We start from the raw sequence: 19,458 nt of genomic DNA on the forward strand, positions 1-19,458 counted from the left end.
GTGCCTTTTTAGCTGCGTGACCACCACCCACGACGCGGTGACTTTGGCTCATCGCTGCCGATTTCAACGACATCCATCGGGGCTGAACTGATCGCCTCTCTTGCCGATGCCGCGGTACCAGCCTTTGCAGTATCTGGCGTGTCTTTCGCGGTGGCATTATCAGCCATTTTGTCGGCCGCTTTGCTGGCTGCTTTGACAGGTGCCTTCTTAGCCGCTTTACGGGTTGGCTTTTTGGCGGCTGTTTTAACAGCTGCATCATCATCACCTGCGGTGTCCTCAGCCTTTGGCTTGCGGCCACGGGCTGGCTTTTTTGCCGGCGCTTTTGCCGCTGTTTCGGCGGCAACGGCTTCGCCAATAGGTTCAGCCCCACCACTGGTGTCAGCTGTTTCCATAGCAGCCTTTTGTGCTTTACCAGCTGGTTTTTTCCGGCTGCGCGATGCCTTCTTTGCCGGCGTGCTTGCGGTTACATCAATTGTGGTGGCCGCGCCCGAATTTGACTCAGACGTATTTGACTCGCCCATATTTGGGTTGAGGCTATCGCCACCGGCGGCGATGCCGGCCGTTTCACCATCAACAGCGGCCAGATTGGCAGGCTCAGCCTTGGCGACTTTGCGGCCGCGTCCCCGGCCACGGCCCGTTTTGGACTTTGGTGCCCCATTATCTGCGGTGCCAGTTTCGCTATTGGCATCGGCATGATCGGTCGAGCTGCTCGCATTGGAATTTTTTGCGTCGGCCTCATTGTCATTGGCCTGCTGATCAGATGGTTGGCCATCCTCACCATTGCGCCGCCGCCGCCGCCGTCCGCCGCGCCGTCCGCGCCGCCGACGTTTTGTATTGCCGTCCTCGCTGCCGTTTTCGTCATTATCCGGATGCGACGCGGTGCTTTTTTCGGTTTCGCTGCCAGCGCCCGTATCAGCCCCGGTATCAGCCCCGGTATCAGCCCCGGTATCAGCCCCCGTATCAGCGCCCGTACCAGCCCCAGTATCAGTGCCCGAATTATTGTTTTGCGCTTTGTTATTTTGACGTTGCGGCTGGCGGGATGGCTGTTTAGCCGATGATTTACCCTGCCATCCAACGCGATCAGCTCGGTATTCTGGTGCAATCAGGCTGTCATCTGATAGCAATATAACGGTCAAGCCAAAGCGGGTTTCAATTTCGGCAACCGCGCTGCGTTTATGGTTTAAGATGAACAGCACTACATCACGATGCGCGGTGATATGCAGTTCATCCATCTTGCCTTTTTGGGCTTCTTCTTCGATTGACCGCAGCAATTGCAGGGCAGCTGTATCAATTGATCGCACCCGGCCGGTGCCCTCGCAATGGGGGCAAAGATTGCTGATCGACTCGTTAATACTCAACCGCAGACGCTGACGTGACATCTCCAGCAGGCCAAAATGACTGATCGAGCCGATTTGGATACGGGCGCGGTCATTGCGCATCGCATCTTTCATCCGGCGTTCGACGGCGTGCTGGTTGCGGGTTTCTTCCATATCGATAAAATCGACAACGATCAATCCAGATAGGTCACGAAGACGAAGCTGGCGGCCCAATTCATCGGCCGCTTCAAGATTGGTTTTCAACGCGGTTTCTTCGATGTTCCGCTCGCGGGTCGATTTGCCCGAGTTCACATCAATTGCGACCAAGGCTTCGGTCTGGTTGATCACAAGATAGCCACCCGATTTCAACGTGACTTGCGGGCTGTGAATAGTGTCCATCTGATTTTCAACATTAAAATGTTGGAAAATCGGCTGGGTGCCTTCATATTTCTGCACTTTTTTCAGATGGCTAGGGATCAGCATTTTCATCTGATTGCGGGCGATCTTATAGGCATCCTCACCCTCAACAAGCACTTCATCAACTTCGCTTGTGTAAAGGTCGCGGATTGACCGTTTGATCAGATCGCCTTCTTCATGGATCAGGCAGGGTGCTTGTGATTCCAATGTGCGGTTGCGGATATCATCCCATAATTTTGACAAATAGTTGAAATCACGGGCAATTTCGGTTTTGGTACGTTTTGCACCGGCGGTGCGCACGATCACTGCCATGCCAGATTGAATGTCTAACCCGCCAACAACAGTCTTTAGCCGCTTACGATCTGCCACATTGGTGATTTTCCGGCTGACGCCGCCACCGCGGTTATTGTTCGGCATCAATACGCAATAACGGCCAGCCAGCGACAGATACGTCGTCAGCGCCGCGCCTTTATTGCCGCGCTCTTCTTTGACCACTTGCACAAGCATGATCTGTTTGCGGGAAATTACTTCCTGAATCTTATAGCGTTTTACCTGCCGTTTTGGCCGAATATCATCTTCGTCGGCACCTTCACCGCCAAGCGTTTCTGGCGCACCATCAGCCTTGGCCTCGACGCTGTCATCGTCGTTTTCGGCGCGGTCAGCCTCGATCAGTGCTTCGCGGTCTTCAACCGGAATGCGGTAATAATCTGGATGTATTTCGCTAAACGCCAGAAAACCTTGGCGATTGCCGCCATATTCAACAAAGGCTGCCTGCAGTGACGGTTCAACCCGTGTGACCCGTGCTAGATAGACATTTCCCTTTAGTTGTTTCCGGTTTTCTGTTTCATAATCAAAGTCTTCAATGCGTGTTCCGCTTAGCAGCACCACCCGGGTTTCTTCGGCTTGGCGTGCATCTATTAACAGGCGTTTTGTCATTTATTTGTCTTTCCCCGGCCATCTCTGTCCGGCCGTCATCTTCTGACGGCAGGGAAATCAGGCATGGCAGGCATTGTATATCCGGATCAAATCCGCGCGCACGACCACCCAAAAAGCTGTCGCCGTTTTGGCTGCTTTGGTCATATGGTCGGTTTAGCTGTATCATTTGGAATGATCCGGTGGTTTCAAATGGCGTCGTCGGCGCCTAATCATGCGGCTCGCTGGGGGTCAGTGACGTGGCTCGTCAATTAAAATTTCTTTAAATCACGGCTCGGCAAAGATAGTCGCGGCAGACATTATCAGGCGAATAATTCAGTTTCAGCTTCGGCGGGCAAAGTGTCGTTTCATCCCCTGTTGATCGCGCATTGGCGCAAATCGAGGCAGGTAAACAGCTCCTACTCACCGAACTAATAACTCTTATATACCCGCAAAAGCTTTTTTGCCAACAAAGTAATGCCGTTTTAATAATTAGAATGAATTTGCCTTTGATCACAGCATAGCATGGGCTAGGTTCCAGCAGGGGCGATGCGCGATAGCAAAGAAGGCCGGACATGGTAACAATGGCACCAATAAACACCATTATCGCAAGGGTTGCCGCCCTTGGCCGTTTGGTCGTTTTATCGGTGATGATGTTGCTATGTGCGGCAAGCGGTCAGGCATTTGCCGAAAATTCTGTGACTGGAATGCGGCTCGGCGCAATCAAGATTGATGATCGTGACGGCCTGCGGCTGGTTATCGAGACAAAGTCACCGATCAAAGCGCGGCTGTTATTGCTGCAATCACCCTATCGGCTGGTCATTGATATGCCGGAAACCAGTTGGAACGTCGCGCAATTGGCACCGCGCGGCAATCTGGATGTAACACCGGGCAAAGCCTATCGTTTCGGTAATCCGCAGCCTGATATTGGTCGATTGGTAATCGAGTTAGCAAAACCGGCGGCACCGGTGCGCGCCTTTTCCCTGCCGCCGTTGGGCGGCGGTAATCGGTTTGTCATTGATTTGCTTGATACCGGTAAAACCGCCTTTTTGGTGGCGTCATCCGCATTGGAAAAGAATCCGAATATTGATTTGTCCGAAAGCGCGACTAATCAGAATTTGGCAAGGGATGACGATAATGTTCGCCTAGCAAAACCGCTGTCGATGCCGTTGCCAAAGTCGAAACCGTCTCGGGCCGCGGGGAAAACGGCGCCAGCGCAATTGGCGGCGCCAAAGCCACGCCCGCGGAAATGGGTTGTGTTTATCGATGCCGGACATGGCGGCAAGGATCCGGGCGCAATTGGCAAGGCTGGTACGCAAGAAAAGGCGATCACGCTGGCGGCGGCGCGCGAACTTGCTAGACAATTGACCGCTACCGGCAAGATAACGCCAATTTTGGCGCGGGATGATGACCGTTATTTGCGACTTCGCCAGCGCATCCGTCTAGCCCGCCAGAATCAGGCTGATTTGTTTATCTCGCTCCATGCAGACTCGGCACGCACATCATCGGCACGCGGCATCTCCGTCTTTACCCTGTCAGATAACGCGTCAGACAAGGAAGCAGCGGCATTGGCGCGTCAGGAAAATAGCGCTGATCTGATTGGCGGCCCGGATTTGTCGGCTGAAGACCCAGATGCGGCTGGTGCGCTTGTTCGGATGTTCCAGCGCGAGTCGATGAACCAATCGGCGCGTTTCGCCGCGGCCATTCTAGCGCAAATTCGGGATCTGCCCGGCGGTGACAAGCGTGGGCATCGCTTTGCCGGTTTTGCTGTTTTAAAAGCACCTGATATGCCGTCGGTTTTGGTCGAGATGGGATTTTTGTCAAACCGGAATGATGAAGCCAATCTTAAAAGAGATTCGTACCGGAAGGATTTATCAAGGCGGCTAACCCGGGCCATCTTGGCCTATCTTGGCGAATATGGGCCTAAAATATGAAATGCGCCTAACCTTAAAGGGCGGTGTGGGCTGTTGTATGAACTTTAATCAAGAATGGTGTAAAAAATTGATAAACAAACCGGCATCAAATTGATAAAATCTCGTCTCTGCCATATCTGCGCCAAATTTCGGCTCTAACATTAAAGCCATGTTAAGATTCGTCTCGATCGTATTATCTCTTGTATTCCTGATGTCCATGCTCGTCGGAGCAGGCATAATTTGGGTATTCTGGACCTATGGGAAAGATTTGCCCGACTATCAGCAGCTGGCCAATTACGAGCCACCTGTTGTGACCCGCGTTCACGCGGGCAATGGGGCTCTTTTAGCCGAATATGCCAGTGAAAAGCGGCTCTTCGTGCCGGTTGAGGCGATCCCGCCACGGCTAGTTCATGCCTTTATTTCGGCTGAGGATAAGGCTTTTTACAGCCATTTCGGCATTGACCTTCGTGCGTTGGCGCGTGCGGTCGTGACCAATATCTTGAATTATGGCAGTGGCCGCCGGCCAGTCGGCGCCTCGACAATTACCCAACAGGTTACCAAAAATTTTCTGCTGACCAATGAGGTTTCGATTGATCGAAAAATCAAAGAAGCAATCCTGTCGCTTCGCATGGAGCGGGCCTTTAGCAAAGACCAGATCTTGTCTTTATATCTGAACGAAATCTATCTTGGTCGGGGCAGTTACGGGGTTGCGGCGGCGGCACTTAGCTATTTCGACAAATCACTTGGACAATTGGATTTGCATGAAATTGCCTATCTTGCTGCCTTGCCAAAAGCGCCAAATAATTACCATCCGGTGCGTAATCTTCGGGCTGCTACAATTCGGCGAAACTGGGTGTTGGATGAAATGCAGCAGAATGGCTATATCACCCAAGACGAAGCTGATAGAACCAAGGCAATGCCGCTGGAAATGAGGGGGCAAAGCGGGTTTGATGCGGCCGAAGCCCCGTATTTTACCGAAGAGGTGCGCCGCCAGCTAATCCGCCAGTTTGGTGAGACATCGCTTTATGATGGCGGTTTATCGGTGCGGACAACACTGGATCCTTTTCTGCAGCAGATTGCCGATAATGCGCTTGAACGAGGGCTTGAGGCGCTTGACCGGCGGCAGGGGTGGCGTGGCCCGCTGGGGGTGATGCAAGCTGGCGCTGATATTGATAAAGTGCTTGCCGATCAGACCTCGAAATTACGCCCTAATCATTACGCCGCGCTGGTTACCAAGGTTGATCGGCGACGTGCGGAAATCTATGTCAATGGGCGGCCGGCCGTCATCCCTTTTGAGCTTGCTTTTTGGGCCTATCCGCCGCGCCGTGATGACGGGGTGCGGCCGCCGCCGCTTCGTGACCTCCGTCGTGCCCTCTCGAAAGGCGATATCGTTATTGTTCAGCCGCCCGGCTTTACGCCGGACCTGATCCGCGACGACTTTCAGCCAGCGCCTGATCATTTTGCACTTGGTCAACGCCCGGATGTGGAGGGTGCGATTGTTGCGCTTGATCCGCATACTGGTCGGCTGTTGGCGATGAGCGGGGGCTATAATTACGCCGAATCAGAATTTAACCGTGCGGTTCAGGCGATGCGCCAACCCGGATCGGCGTTCAAGCCTTTTGTTTATCTGGCGGCGCTGGATGCAGGCTACAGCCCGACCACCCGCATTCTCGATGCGCCATTGGTTGTCGATCAGGGGCCGGACAAGCCAAAATGGAAGCCGGCGAATTACACAAAGCGGTTTTACGGCCCATCGATCATGCGGGTCGGGATAGAAAAATCACGAAACCTGATGACGGCGCGATTGGCCATGACAATCGGTATGGACCGTGTTCAAGATTATGCGAAACGCTTTGGCCTGAACGATAATTTGCCGCCGTTTTTATCAATGTCGCTGGGCGCTGGTGAGACCACTTTGCTGCGGCTGACGGCGGCCTATGGCATGTTGGTGAATGGCGGCAAGAAAATCACCCCAAGCCTGATTGATCGGATTCAAGACCGGAATGGCAAAACCGTTTATCGGCACGATGCGCGGCAATGCACGTCTTGTCTGGCACCAGATGGCTGGTCAAATCAGTCAATTCCAGCATTGCCGGATGCGCGTGAACAGCTTACCGACCCTGCATCGGCGTTCCAGATGGTGTCGATGCTTGAAGGTGTGATTAAACGCGGAACCGGCAGTTCGATCAATGATCTGGAGCTGGCCGTTGCGGGCAAGACTGGCACCACCAACGACAATACAAATGGCTGGTTTATCGGCTTTACCCCGGATCTGGCGATTGGCGTCTTCATCGGCTATGACCTGCCGCGGCCGCTTGGCAAGCGTGAGACCGGCTCAAGTGTGGCGGTACCGGTTTTTGGTGATTTTGTAATGCGCTCGCAAATCGGCAAGCCGGTAATTCCGTTCCGGCGGCCAAATAATATTCAGGTTATTCCGGTTCATGCCGAGAGCGGTGAGCGTGTTCTGCCAAAGGATCAACAGGCCATTCTGGAAATCTTCAAACCCGGGCAAAGGCCGGGCGGGGTTCTGATCGATGTGGCGCCCGGCATGACTGGTGAGGCTAGTTCAACCGGCCAGACAATCCCAACGCAAGAGATATACACAAAAGGTCTGTATTAATCCTTTATCGCTGCGATTTGTGATGCGGCGATAAATGCTGGTGGCGTGCCGGTCATAATTGGGGACTTGCCACAGCCCCCTTCAGCGCGTTAGGAACAAGCGTTATTAATTTCCATTTCTACGCTGGATCGTCACGTCATGCAGGCCGAAACCGCAGCAAAAATCGACATCATCAAAACGGCAATCGATCTGTTACGCAAACACGTCAAATATGATGACGCCAAGGCGCGTCTTACCAGTCTTGAGGCGGTAATCTCGGATGGTGATTTCTGGAACGATCAGGCCAGTGCGCAGGAGACAATGCGCGAGAAAAATCGGCTTGAGCGTCAATTATCGGTGATTGATAGCTTGCAATCTGAGATGGATGACGCCGTTGAATTGCTGGAGCTTGGGGCAGCCGAGGGTGATAACGAAATCGTCATTGACGCCGAGGACACCTTGAGCAAACTGGTGGCCGTTGCCGAAAAACGCCAGCTAGAAAGCCTGCTATCGGGCGAGGCTGATGGTAATGACTGCTTTATCGAGGTTCATGCCGGGGCTGGTGGGACTGAGGCGCAGGATTGGGCGTTAATGCTGATGCGGATGTATAGCCGCTGGAGTGAGGCGCGTGGCTTTAAGCTGCAGATTATCGAAGAGAGTGCCGGTGAAGAGGCTGGCATTAAGTCGGTCACCATGCGAATTGAGGGTGAGAACGCCTATGGCTGGATGAAAACCGAGTCAGGCGTGCATCGTCTGGTGCGAATCTCTCCTTATGATAGTTCGGCGCGCCGTCATACCAGCTTTGCCAGTGTTTGGGTCTATCCCGTTGTCGATGATAATATCGAAATCGAGATTGAAGATAAGGACTTGCGGATTGATACTTACCGCGCATCCGGTGCTGGCGGCCAGCATGTCAATAAAACAGACTCGGCGATCCGGATAACCCATTTGCCAACAAATATTGTTGTGCAATGCCAAAATGATCGCTCGCAGCATCGTAACCGTGCCACCGCATTCACTATGTTAAAGGCGCGTTTATATGAGTTGGAGCTGCAGCGCCGTGAAGATGCGGCAAATGATGCGGCGTCAAGCAAAACTGATATTGGCTGGGGAAATCAGATCCGGTCTTATGTCTTGCATCCTTACCAAATGGTAAAAGACCTTCGCACCAACGTTGAAAAAGGTAATGCACAAGGCGTTCTTGATGGTGATCTGGACGATTTCATCGAAGCCAGCCTTGCGGCACGTGTTGGTAATCAGCGGTAGGCGTCGTGGCGTCTTGATGGTGATGCTACCAGATCATCACGCACCGCAAGGGGGCCATAAAATGCCGCAGAAAACCGCGCCGCATTGCGCGCCGCAATGTTAAAGGGCGGCTTCAGGTCACCATGAAAATAGCGTTTTACCAAATTATGCCATGTGCTGACCGGATCAAGACGATCTAGGCCGCATACATAATCAAACCAGCGTTTCCCAACTGAAACATGGGTTATTTCGTCAGTCATGATGATGTTAAGCGCCGCCGCAGTTTCGGCGTCACCAACTGCTTGCAAACGCTCGATCATGGTCGGGGTGACATCAAGACCGCGCGCCTCAAGCACTAGCGGCGCGATTGCGAGCCGCGCAAGAAGGTCATGTTTGGTTGCATCGGCCGCCTGCCACAACCCATCATGGGCGGCAAGATCGCCATAAGCGGCATCGAGATCGGCCAGCCGGTCGCTGAGCATCAGAAAATGCCGTGCCTCATCATCAGCAACCCCAAGCCAGTCGTGATAGAAATCAAGCGGCAAGGGTGCCGCGGTAAAACGGCTTGCCATATCCAGTGCCAAATCAACGGCATTTAATTCGATATGCGCGATCGCGTGAAGCAGCGCAATCCGGCCGGGTGCCGATTGTGTAATGCGGCGGCGCGGTACCTCGCGCGGTGGGCGTAATAGCGGGCGGACAGGTCGGCCGGGGCGATCTGGTGGCATCTGCCTGCCAAGTGGCAGTGCGTGGGCCGTCCAGGCAGCAACGAGGTCACGGGTTGCCCCAGCCTTTTGCCGCGCATCCTTGATCGTGATGACCTCGGATATCGCGCCGTTTAGCGTTTTACCGGTGGTATCTGGCATGATTACAGCGCTTTCAACCTCTCCAGAACCTCGCCAGCGTGACCGTCAACCTTTACCTTTGGCCATACAGCGGCAACTTTGCCTTCTGCATCAATGATAAAGCTAGCCCGCTGGATGCCCATATAGGTTTTGCCATACATTGATTTTTCAACCCAGACGCCAAATTCTTCACAAAAACACGTTTCATTATCAGCCCCCAAAAGGCAGGTTAGATTGTATTTTGCGCGAAATTTTGCCTGTTTTGCCGCGGTGTCCTTTGAAACGCCGATTACAATTGCATTTTCCGCAGTGAATTCTTGCTGAAACGCGGAAAATTGTTGGGCTTCTTTGGTGCAGCCAGACGTATCAGCGCGTGGAAAGAAAAACACGACCACTTTTTTGCCACCTTGTTCGGCTATCGAAAAACGGTCGGTATCGGTTGGAATTGATAGGGTGGGGGCAAGATCGCCAATCGCAAGCATGAAGTGTCCTAACCATCTCTGTGACGCCAAGGATAAGGCGCGGTTTGTTTGGTGTTTAAAATGTTACAAATGATAGATAATATTTTTATTGAAGATCGCAAGACAGCCCGGTTTTAGCATGATAAACAAGATCAAATTTTAAAGCGTTAAAGGATACGGCGTGTTTGCTGTTCGACATATCACGGTAACGGGCGTTTTCAAGACCTTTATCGTCACTGTTTTGGTGATGGCGACGGTGATTTTTGGTGCTGGTTACCTTTATGTAAATGAGGCAGGAGGATTGCGCCGGCTGCTTGAAAGCGAGCTAACCCATATGGTTGGCAACGGGTCGGTAACTGTTGGTGGTGCGCGGCTTAAACTGTCACTGTCGCGCCAGCCCCTTCACCTCGCAGCTGAAGACATCGTTCTTAAACTCGAGCGCGATCAGATTGATTTGCCAAGCGCTGACATAAGGTTTGGCCTGACAAGCCTGTTTGGTGGTGGGCCAGAAACAGTTTTGCTGCGCGGGATCAAACTTGATCTGGTGAAAAAATCATCGGGCTGGTCAGGGTCACCGGCGATAATCTTCATCGATCAATTAGCGAAAAAGTCAGGTCAAATCAGCCAAAATTTGCCGCAATCAGGCGCCATTGAAAACCGCTTGGGTGGGTTGAAATTGATTGCGATTGAAACTGACCGCCTGTCGCTATCGGATGAGAGTGGTCGCCTGCCAAAATTGATGTTTGCTGATATTCATATTGATGTGACATCGGGCGAAAATGACGAGGTAAGGGGCAGCTTGCGCGCGCGACGGCTTAATACTGAGGGTGATGACGCGGGTAATTTCACCCTGTCATTTGATGGCTGGCCGGGCAGCGAACATCTGGCTTTTGATATGAGCGCATCGCAGCTACAAACGGCTGACATAAGTGGCTATATCGAAAAGTTACCAGCGGCGTTAAGCCAGATTGGTAATCTATCAGGGCATCTTGGCCTTGAGATGAAAGACGGCCAAGTGACCAAGCTGAACGCTGATGTGGCGCTTCAAGATGGTACGTTAGGCATCCCCGGCGTTGGCCGTGATGCAGCGTTTGACACGGCTGAGCTGGTATTTTCCTACATTTTATCAAGCGATAGCTTAACCATCAGCAAGGCGGCGTTAAATTTTGCCGATGAACGGCGATTATCCTTTGATGGCATGGTAAGGCGGTTTCATCAGCCATCAGCTGCGGTAAAAGGGGTCATTGAAGCCAATAATCTACCTTTGGAATCACTTTTTGGTGTCTGGCCGGAAACGGTCGCACCAGATTTAAAACAATCACTGAAACAGCGTTTCAATGCCGGCCAATTCAAAGTAGTCAAGGCCGAGTTTGATGGTGAATACAGATCCCAAACAAGCGCCTTGCAGCTATCTGGTCTGACACTGGAAAGCCAGTTTTCTGGCGTTCGTGCAAATCTTTCCAGAGGCCAATATCAACGCATTGTCTCGACCGTTAGCGGTGCGCTCGGCATGAAAATTGGTGACGGTGGCAGGGTTGAGAATGTCGTTGTTGATCTTGACATGAAAGATGGGTCGATACTGCTTGCCGATTACGGCGGTTCGGTCAGTTTGCCATCGGGCCAGTTAAAATCTGTGCTTCGCGGTAATGTCGTCACCCTTGAAAATTTGGCGTTTGATTTGGCGAATGCTGGAAAATTTGATGTTGGTGGTAAGCTTGAGATTGGCGATGATTGGTCACTTCGCGACTTAGAGCTTTCGCTCAATGTGCCTGATATGGATGCAGTCTTGTTTTCTGCCATTTGGCCGCGCTGGGCAGCGCCAAATACACGTACATGGATCAGCCAGAATATTCCGTCAGGCCGTATTCATCAGGCAAAACTATTGCTTGCCGCCGATCTTGGGGCGCCTGAAGGCGTGCGTAAGGTCTATGATGTCGAGGGCGATCTGAAATTACGCAATGCAGGCCTGATCTGGGCACGCGGTGCCACCCCTTTCTCGAATGTTGACGCCGACCTTTACTGGGATAACGATCGTTTTACCGCGAGTATTTTAAAGGGTCGTATCAACGATGTTGCGGTGCAGCGGGGACGGGTTGTTATTGAACCAGTGCTTGAAAATATTTCGAAAGATGCAGTGATTAGCTTGAATGCCAAAGGTGGAGCCAGCACCGTTATGACGCTGGCTCGTGAAGCGGGTCTTGCCAAATATGGCAGCTTTGATTTCAGTCAAATCCAAGCCGATGGCGAGGCAGAATTTTCCATGGAGGCAGCTGTGCCACTGGGCCGACCCTCAAATCTGGCAAGTCGGATTCAGCTACTTGATGCCACTATCAGCAATGGCTCGATCCAGAATTTGCCAAATCAGATGAATGTTGAGGATGCGGAACTTGTGATAAATATTTCGCCAAACAACAGTCAGGTCAGCGGTACTGCGGTTGTTTATGGCGCGCCAAGCGAATTCAACCTCGCCATCGATCACCAGAAAAATCATGTCAATCTGTTAGGGCAAACGCCGCCATCACCATTCCTTGCTGCAGCGATGGCAAAACTGTTTGACGTTGATATTGGCGGTGCGATTGGCGGTAAAATTGCCTATTCAGGTGATCCATCGATGGGCGAGGCAAAAATCGGGCTGACCGTCGATCTTGGGAATGCCTCAATCAATCTACCGGAACTGGACTGGGCAAAATTGCCGGCCGAGGATGGACGCGCAACGTTTATGATTACGCTGCGTGGTGGTCAAATTGCATCATTGCAAAATCTTGATATGGCAGCTGGCAGCCTGTCGGCGCAAGGGCAGGTAATATTCGGCTCAACTGGTCAGGTGCAGGCAGCGTTGTTTGATCGTGTTGCCTGGCCGGGCAATGATATTCGCGATCTAATCATTGAACGCAACGGACAGGATTTGTGGAAAGTCGGCGCGACGGCAAGACTTGTGAACCTAGTGCCGCTTCGCCGGAACGAGGGGGTCAGCGGGGGCAGGTCGCTGATTTTCGATTTTACCGCTGATCAGATCGTTGTTGATAATGCGATCAGCCTGTCTGGCCAGCTATCTGGTAGGCGGGGCGGTGATGGCGTCGGAACAGCCAATTTTCTGGGCACAATGCTTGCTCATGACAAGCCATTGATTACCCAAGCAAATTTGATCATGCAGTTTGGTGCGGGCGCCGAGCAGATTAAAGGAACCGGTCTTATCGGTGGTGGCGAGGTTGAATTATCGTTTGATGGACAGGTTGACGCCGGGCCTGAGCTGGAGATTTTTTCCGACAATGCGGGCCGGGTGCTGTCTGGATTGGGTGTTACTGATGTGGTTCGCGGCGGCAAGATGCGTCTCAAAAACACATTTAACACTGATGGTTTCAAATCTTACAATACCGAAATTGACCTTGTGAAATTCCGAGTTGTTGAAGCGCCGCGGGCATTACGTGCATTCTCTGTTCTCAGTCTTGCCGGTCTTTATTCGCTTGTTCAAGGGGACGGAACGGCCTTTCGAAAGGGCCAAGCCATTCTTGAAACGCGCGGGCCAGAGGTCAAAATTGTGAAGATGCGCGCGAGTGGTGAGGCAGTCGGGGTCACGATGCTTGGCCGTTATAATCGCGTCAGCAAAAAGGTTGATGTAAGCGGTAACTTGGTGCCGGTAAATCAAATCAGCAAAATTCTGGGTGATTTGCCTATCTTGGGTGGGCTTATCACTGGTGCTGACAAAAGCGGGGTGTTTGTAACTCAATTTAAGGTCACCGGTACATCCGATGATCTGAAAACGTTGGTCGATCCCGTAACGTCAGTGACCCCGGGTGTTTTGCGTGACCTGTTTTCGCCAAACTGGCTAAATCGTGAGGAAGAGCGCCTATTTGGTAATGATAACCCTAGCGCAAATCCGGCGCAGTAGTCGGCGATCAGAATAGGCCTTTTTGCGGATCACGTAATCGTGGCGAAAGACGCTGATTTTAGGACGCTAGGACCAGCAGGGCGTGACGCTTCTTACCGGCGGAAATTTTTGCCCTACCATCATTGAAATCTGCAAGGCTTAGTGCTGCGTCTTCATCGGTGATCGGCTGGTCGTTCACCCGTGCGCCGCCACCTCTGATCAACCGTCTGGCCTCGCCGTTAGATTTGGCAAACCCAACCATGTTTAACGCCGAGATAACGCTGAGGTTGGCGGCATCATCATTGCTGATGGTAACTTGATGCAATCCATCGCCCATGCCTTTGTCGCCAAATGTGGTTTGCGCTGTGGCCTTGGCATTTTCAGCCGCCATGGCGCCGTGGCAAAGCCGCGTTGCTTCATCGGCAAGAATAATTTTTGCCTCATTGATATCCGCACCTTCAAGCGCGCCAAGCCGGCGGACTTCATCCATGGGCAATTCGGTAAACAGGCCAAGGAAGCGCTCAACGTCCGAATCTTCAGTGTTGCGCCAGAATTGCCAGAAATCAAAACTTGACAGCTTGCCGTCATTCAACCAGATCGCGCCATTGGCCGATTTGCCCATCTTGGCACCTGACGATGTGGTGATCAGCGGCGAGGTCAGGCCATAGATTTCCTGCCCGTCGACGCGGCGCGTTAAATCAATGCCGGTGACAATATTGCCCCATTGATCGGATCCGCCCATCTGCAGTTGACAGCCGTAACGACGACGCAGTTCAAGAAAATCATAGGCCTGTAAAATCGCATAATTAAATTCTAGGAACGATAATGGCTGTTCGCGTTCAAGGCGCAGCTTTACCGACTCCATGCCCATCATGCGGTTAATCGAAAAATGCGGCCCATAATCGCGCAGGAACCGGATATAGTGAAGGCTGTCCAGCCAATCGGCATTATCGACCATCAATGCGTCGGAAGGGCCGTCACCAAAGTTTAGGTATTTTTCAAAGACGCTTTTAATACCGTTTTTATTAACCTCGATATCCTGATCAGATAATAGCGGGCGCGCCGTGTCTTTACCTGACGGGTCGCCAACCTTGGTGGTCCCGCCGCCCATAACAACAATAGGTTTATGGCCGCATTGCTGCAGAATACGAAGCATCATTATCTGCACAAGCGAGCCAACATGGAGACTGTCAGCAGTGCAGTCAAAGCCGATATAGGTCGGAATGCTATGTTCGGCTGCCAGCGCGTCAAGCGCCTCAATATCAGTGGCCTGATGAATGTAGCCACGTTCGCTAAATTGCCGGATTAAGCTAGATTTATAGTTCATATTCGATCCAGATTATGAAAATTTCAAGACCAGCGCAGAGTAGACATCGATAGAATAGACACCATTATAAACATTAGGCGCTGATATTTGGTCTTACAATTAGGCCAGCGGATCAAAATCCGGCTCGACCAGCGCCGTGTCAAGATAGGTGCCAACGCGTTCGATCATCTGATCAAGATGGTTGGTGAAAAAATGATTGGCGCCAGGCACAAAATCAATATCAATTTTTACACCCTTTTGGATGGATAGCCGATCGACGAGCTTGTGCACTGCATCTGGCGGTACTTGCTCGTCCTGTTCACCGTGAACGATCAGACCGGATGCCGGGCAGGGTGCCAGAAATGAAAAATCATGAGTTAGGGCTGGCGGCGTTACGGAAATAAAGCCCCTGATTTCCGGGCGGCGCATCATCAGTTGCATACCAATCCACGCACCAAAGGAAAATCCGGCAATCCAGCATTGGCGTGACGCTGGATTTTGCGCCTGCAACCAATCCATTGCGGTGGCGGCATCGGATAATTCGCCTTCGCCATTGTCATATTCGCCCTGCGAACGGCCGACACCCCGAAAATTAAACCGAAATACAGCAAAGCCGCGCGCCTGAAAATGCTTGTACAGCGAATAGGTGACGCGATTGTTCATGGTACCGCCCTTATCGGGCTCTGGATGAAGAATTAGCGCGGTTGGTGCATCTGGCACCTCACTCGGCATATAGCGACATTCCAACCGACCGTCTGGGCCGTTAATGATGACCTCGGGCATATCTTTTTCCATTCAACTTGCACTATCGTAAACACGGCTTATATCTTAATATGTGGGTCGCGCCAAGCGAGGTTTATCATCTAAATGCCTGCCCATGCGTGATTTGTGTATTTGCGAGTGGAGGAAAACTGCTCGCTGCCGACGATCTTGGCGATAAAGTGGATCGCCAAACCAGTTTTCCCGACAAAGCCAATATTGGACTAAAACTTATGTTTGCAAATTTACGCCGTGACCTAGATGCCATTATGGAACGTGATCCAGCTGCCAGTAATCGTCTGGCGGCGGTATTTCTTTATCCAAGTTTCCAAGTCATGCTGGCCTATCGCTTGTCGCATAAACTATGGAAAATGCGGCTCCGGTTTATTGCGCGGCTGATCATGCAGGTTGCGCGGGTGCTGACGGGTATTGAAATTCATCCGGGCGCAAGAATTGGCCCGGGGTTTTTTGTTGACCATGGTATGGGAACCGTTATCGGGGAAACCGCTGAAATTGGCAGTGATGTGACGCTGTATCACGATGTGACACTTGGCGGGGTTATGCCAGCAATCGATTCCGAAAAGCAGCGCGACGCCAAACGGCACCCGACCTTGGGTGATTACGTAATTGTTGGTGCCGGTGCGCAAATCCTAGGGCCGATTACCGTTCAACGCTGTGCGCGGGTTGGTGGTAACTCGGTAGTAACAAAGGATGTGCCAGAGGCGGCAACAGTTGTCGGGGTGCCCGCACGCCAGATGAGTAAGACGTCGGTGAAGACGGATGTTGATGCCGGCTTCATGGCCTATGCGGTGAATTATGGTCTTGATCTTGATCCGCGTGAGCGCACGATCCGCGCCCTTGTTGATGAGGTGCAAAGCCAGCGCGCCCGTTTAGAAGATCTCGAAGCACAATTGGCGCGCGCTGCGACGCCGGCTGCCGCAAAAAAAGCAGCTGTCAAAACCAAACCGAAATCGATCAGCTAGCCATAGGTTGAGAGACGGTCATTTGTGATGCGCAAAACGTCAATCTATCTCGATAATAACGCAACGACGCCGCTTCGCGCCGGTGCGGTTGCGGCGATGAATGAGGCGATGGGGCCGCCGGCAAACCCGTCATCGGTTCACAGCTTTGGCCGCAATGCCAGATTGATTGTTGAAAAAGCCCGCGAGGCGGTGGCGATGCTGGCCGGGTGCCGTTCGGCCGATGTGGTGTTTACCAGTGGCGGTACCGAGGCGAATAATCTTGTTCTCGCGCAGTATGATCATGTGATTACCAGCACCATTGAACATGATTCCGTGCGTCATGCACATGATCATTGTCACCAGATTACGGTTGATCACAACGGGTTGGTTGGTCTTGATGCGCTGGCAGCTGCCATCGCGCATATTGACGATGCCATAAGGCCAAATACACTGATTTCGATCATGGCGGCCAATAACGAAACCGGGGTTATTCAGCCCATCGCCGAGATTGCCGAAATGGCACGCCGTGCCAATATCGCCTTTCATAGCGATATGGTGCAGATGTTTAGCAAGCGCCATATTGAGTTTACCGCGTCTAACATCAGCTATGCAAGTCTTTCGGCGCATAAGATTGGTGGGCCTGCCGGTGTTGGCGCGTTACTGGTGCGCCCGGGAAGCCGGTTATCCAGCCTGCTTCGTGGCGGCGGTCAGGAACAGGGGCGGCGGGCTGGAACCGAAAACCTTGTTGGTATTGCTGGTTTTGGCGGTGCGGCAGACGAGGCGCTTGGCGATATTGGCCATTACCAGAAAATGGCAAAATGGCGTGATGATTTTGAGGCGCGTATGCTTGCTGAACGCGGCGGTATTCAGGTTTTTGGGCGAGGTGCGCCACGGCTTGGTAATACCAGTTCAATAGCCGCAGCAGGTAAATCGGCCGAAACAATGGTGATGGCGTTTGATATTGCCGGCGTTGCAATCAGTGCTGGTGCCGCCTGCTCTTCGGGCAAGGTCAAATCCAGTCATGTGTTGGAGTCGATGGGGGCAGGGCCGCGTGCTGGCGAGGCTATTCGCATATCTGGCGGCTGGGCAACTTGTAAAAACGACTTTGAAACGCTTGCAGATGTGTTTTTGCAACTGTACAAGCAACCCGCATAGTCGGGCTTGGCAGGGTCACAATAGCCACCTTAATAGCTGGCACGAATGCAGAAAATCGATGATGATCGACGAAATAAGGAGTCGTCTAAAATGCCGAATATCATTTTCACCAAGCCAGATGGCTCGGAACATAATGTGACTGTCGATAATGGCGTCACCGTAATGGAAGCGGGACGCGATGCCGGATTGGGCATCGAGGGCACTTGTGGTGGCTGTTTGTCATGTGCGACTTGTCATGTCATTGTTGATGCTGACTGGTTTGCCAAAACCGGTGCGCCCGGCGAAGATGAAATGGATATGCTCGATCTGGCATTTGGTCTTGCCCAAACATCGAGACTTGGTTGTCAGATTGAGATGTCAGATGCGCTTGATGGTTTGCGCGTCACAATTCCTGAGGATATGTAGAACTGATCATGGCGGTTCAGGTGGCAGAAAATAAGACCAAGGACGGCATTGCGGCTGGTCTGAACGCGCTTGGGTTTGCCAAGCCGCCTGCCGAAACTAGGGTCGTTGTCGCCATGTCGGGTGGGGTTGACTCATCCGTAACGGCTGCTTTGCTGCATGAACAGGGCTTTGATGTGATTGGCATTACGTTGCAGCTTTATGATCATGGCGTCGCGGTTCAGGCAAAAGGCGCGTGCTGCGCAGGGGTTGATATCCATGATGCGCGTACAGTTGCGGCACGCCTTGGCATTCCGCATTATGTGCTTGATTATGAAAGCCGCTTCCATGATCAGGTCATGCAGGATTTCGCCGATAGCTATCTTCGCGGTGAAACGCCGATCCCTTGTGTGCGCTGTAACCAGACGGTGAAATTTACCGATTTGCTGAAAACGGCGCGTGATCTTGAGGCTGATTGTCTTGCCACTGGCCATTATGTGCAACGGGTGGATGGCGGTAACGGTCCACGCCTTTTGCGCGGTGCTGATCCGGCCAAGGATCAATCCTACTTTTTGTTTGCCACGACGACTGAACAGCTGGATTACCTGCGGTTTCCGCTTGGCGGGTTTGATAAGGATGAAACCCGCAATTTGGCGCGGAAATTTGGTCTTGCCGTCTCGGAAAAGCCCGATAGTCAGGATATCTGCTTTGTGCCAAATGGGCGTTATGGCGATGTTGTGCGCCGGTTGCGGCCGGGCGCGGTTGATGCGGGTGACATCGTACATATTGATGGCACTGTGCTTGGCCGTCATAACGGGGTGATTGATTACACGATCGGCCAACGCCGCGGCCTAGGTATTGGCGGGCGCGCGGGTGCTGATGAGGCTGAAGGCCCGCTTTATGTTGTGGCGATTAATGCCGAGGCCAATCAGGTCGTCGTCGGCCCGCAAAAGGCGCTTGCTTGCGCTGAGGTGCATCTTGGCGAGGTGAATTGGATCAATGGGGCGCCGGCTGATGATAAGGCGGTGCTGGCGCGGTTGCGAAATACTGCGCCTGCCATGCCAGCGCGGGTATTTTGCAGCGATGACGGCACGGTTGTGGTTCGCCTTGATGATGCGCAATTTGGCATTGCTGCCGGGCAGGCTGCTGCGCTTTATGATGGCGATAATCCAGACCAACTGCTTGGTGGCGGCTGGATCGCAAACGCGCCGCTGATTGCGTGCTTTAATCAGGGCCAGTAATCGATCGGGGCCAGTAGTCGCTGCATCATCAGCCCCCTAAATTATCCTGATTTTTTTGGTGGGCGTGGGTCTCACGCC

13 protein-coding genes are annotated in these 19,458 nt (G+C 52.5%); 8 read left to right on the forward strand and 5 right to left on the reverse strand.

All coding sequences use genetic code 11. The annotated features are described in order from the left end of the window. Positions 1 to 8: 8 nt before the first annotated feature. The gene (locus AB8881_10385; protein XDZ62945.1) at positions 9 to 2,669 is read right to left on the reverse strand and encodes an Rne/Rng family ribonuclease; all 2,661 of its coding nucleotides are present in this window, start codon (positions 2,667 to 2,669) and stop codon (positions 9 to 11) included. A 560-nt stretch (positions 2,670 to 3,229) separates the two neighbouring features. Between AB8881_10385 and AB8881_10390 the strand changes: the two genes are divergently transcribed. The 3 genes from AB8881_10390 (at position 3,230) to prfB (ending at position 8,423) form a co-directional block, all read left to right on the forward strand. Continuing rightward, the gene (locus AB8881_10390; GenBank protein XDZ62946.1) at positions 3,230 to 4,579 is read left to right on the forward strand and encodes an N-acetylmuramoyl-L-alanine amidase; all 1,350 of its coding nucleotides are present in this window, start codon (positions 3,230 to 3,232) and stop codon (positions 4,577 to 4,579) included. A 247-nt stretch (positions 4,580 to 4,826) separates the two neighbouring features. After that, positions 4,827 to 7,178 carry a penicillin-binding protein 1A gene (locus tag AB8881_10395; protein XDZ62947.1) on the forward strand — a complete coding sequence of 784 codons (2,352 nt, stop codon included), beginning with the start codon at positions 4,827 to 4,829 and terminating at the stop codon, positions 7,176 to 7,178. A gap of 138 nt (positions 7,179 to 7,316) precedes the next feature. Beyond that, entirely contained in the window at positions 7,317 to 8,423 is a 1,107-nt protein-coding gene (prfB, locus tag AB8881_10400; protein XDZ62948.1) for a peptide chain release factor 2, read from the forward strand. Here the strand turns inward: prfB and AB8881_10405 are convergent. Both AB8881_10405 and AB8881_10410 read right to left on the reverse strand, forming a co-directional pair. Further along, positions 8,414 to 9,268: a ferritin-like domain-containing protein gene (locus AB8881_10405; protein XDZ62949.1), complete on the reverse strand. Its 855-nt coding sequence runs from the start codon at positions 9,266 to 9,268 to the stop codon at positions 8,414 to 8,416. The genes prfB and AB8881_10405 overlap by 10 nt on opposite strands. A 2-nt stretch (positions 9,269 to 9,270) precedes the next feature. Next, complete coding sequence (locus tag AB8881_10410; GenBank protein ID XDZ62950.1) at positions 9,271 to 9,729, reverse strand: peroxiredoxin; 459 nt, start codon at positions 9,727 to 9,729, stop codon at positions 9,271 to 9,273. A gap of 160 nt (positions 9,730 to 9,889) precedes the next feature. Between AB8881_10410 and AB8881_10415 the strand changes: the two genes are divergently transcribed. Next, positions 9,890 to 13,597, forward strand: coding sequence for an AsmA-like C-terminal domain-containing protein (locus AB8881_10415; protein ID XDZ62951.1), 3,708 nt, complete (start codon positions 9,890 to 9,892; stop codon positions 13,595 to 13,597). 58 nt (positions 13,598 to 13,655) lie between these two features. Here the strand turns inward: AB8881_10415 and tyrS are convergent, their stop codons facing one another. Beyond that, a complete protein-coding gene (gene tyrS / locus AB8881_10420) occupies positions 13,656 to 14,903 on the reverse strand; it encodes a tyrosine--tRNA ligase (protein XDZ62952.1) in 1,248 nt (415 codons plus the stop codon). A 99-nt stretch (positions 14,904 to 15,002) separates the two neighbouring features. Further along, positions 15,003 to 15,665 carry an alpha/beta hydrolase gene (locus tag AB8881_10425; protein XDZ64551.1) on the reverse strand — a complete coding sequence of 221 codons (663 nt, stop codon included), beginning with the start codon at positions 15,663 to 15,665 and terminating at the stop codon, positions 15,003 to 15,005. Positions 15,666 to 15,715: 50 nt separating this feature from the next. On the opposite strand from AB8881_10425, the gene cysE reads away from it, so the two are divergent. The 4 genes from cysE (at position 15,716) to mnmA (ending at position 19,380) form a co-directional block, all read left to right on the forward strand. After that, a complete protein-coding gene (gene cysE, locus AB8881_10430; GenBank protein XDZ62953.1) occupies positions 15,716 to 16,624 on the forward strand; it encodes a serine O-acetyltransferase in 909 nt (302 codons plus the stop codon). 27 nt (positions 16,625 to 16,651) lie between these two features. Next, positions 16,652 to 17,758 (forward strand): cysteine desulfurase family protein, encoded by a 1,107-nt coding sequence (locus tag AB8881_10435; GenBank protein XDZ62954.1) that lies wholly within the window; start codon positions 16,652 to 16,654, stop codon positions 17,756 to 17,758. 90 nt (positions 17,759 to 17,848) lie between these two features. Then, the gene (locus tag AB8881_10440; protein XDZ62955.1) at positions 17,849 to 18,163 is read left to right on the forward strand and encodes a 2Fe-2S iron-sulfur cluster-binding protein; all 315 of its coding nucleotides are present in this window, start codon (positions 17,849 to 17,851) and stop codon (positions 18,161 to 18,163) included. A gap of 59 nt (positions 18,164 to 18,222) precedes the next feature. Beyond that, positions 18,223 to 19,380 carry a tRNA 2-thiouridine(34) synthase MnmA gene (gene mnmA / locus AB8881_10445; protein XDZ64552.1) on the forward strand — a complete coding sequence of 386 codons (1,158 nt, stop codon included), beginning with the start codon at positions 18,223 to 18,225 and terminating at the stop codon, positions 19,378 to 19,380. Positions 19,381 to 19,458 lie beyond the last annotated feature (78 nt).

The organism is Alphaproteobacteria bacterium LSUCC0396, from assembly GCA_041228345.1.
Lineage (GTDB): Bacteria > Pseudomonadota > Alphaproteobacteria > Puniceispirillales > Puniceispirillaceae > UBA3439.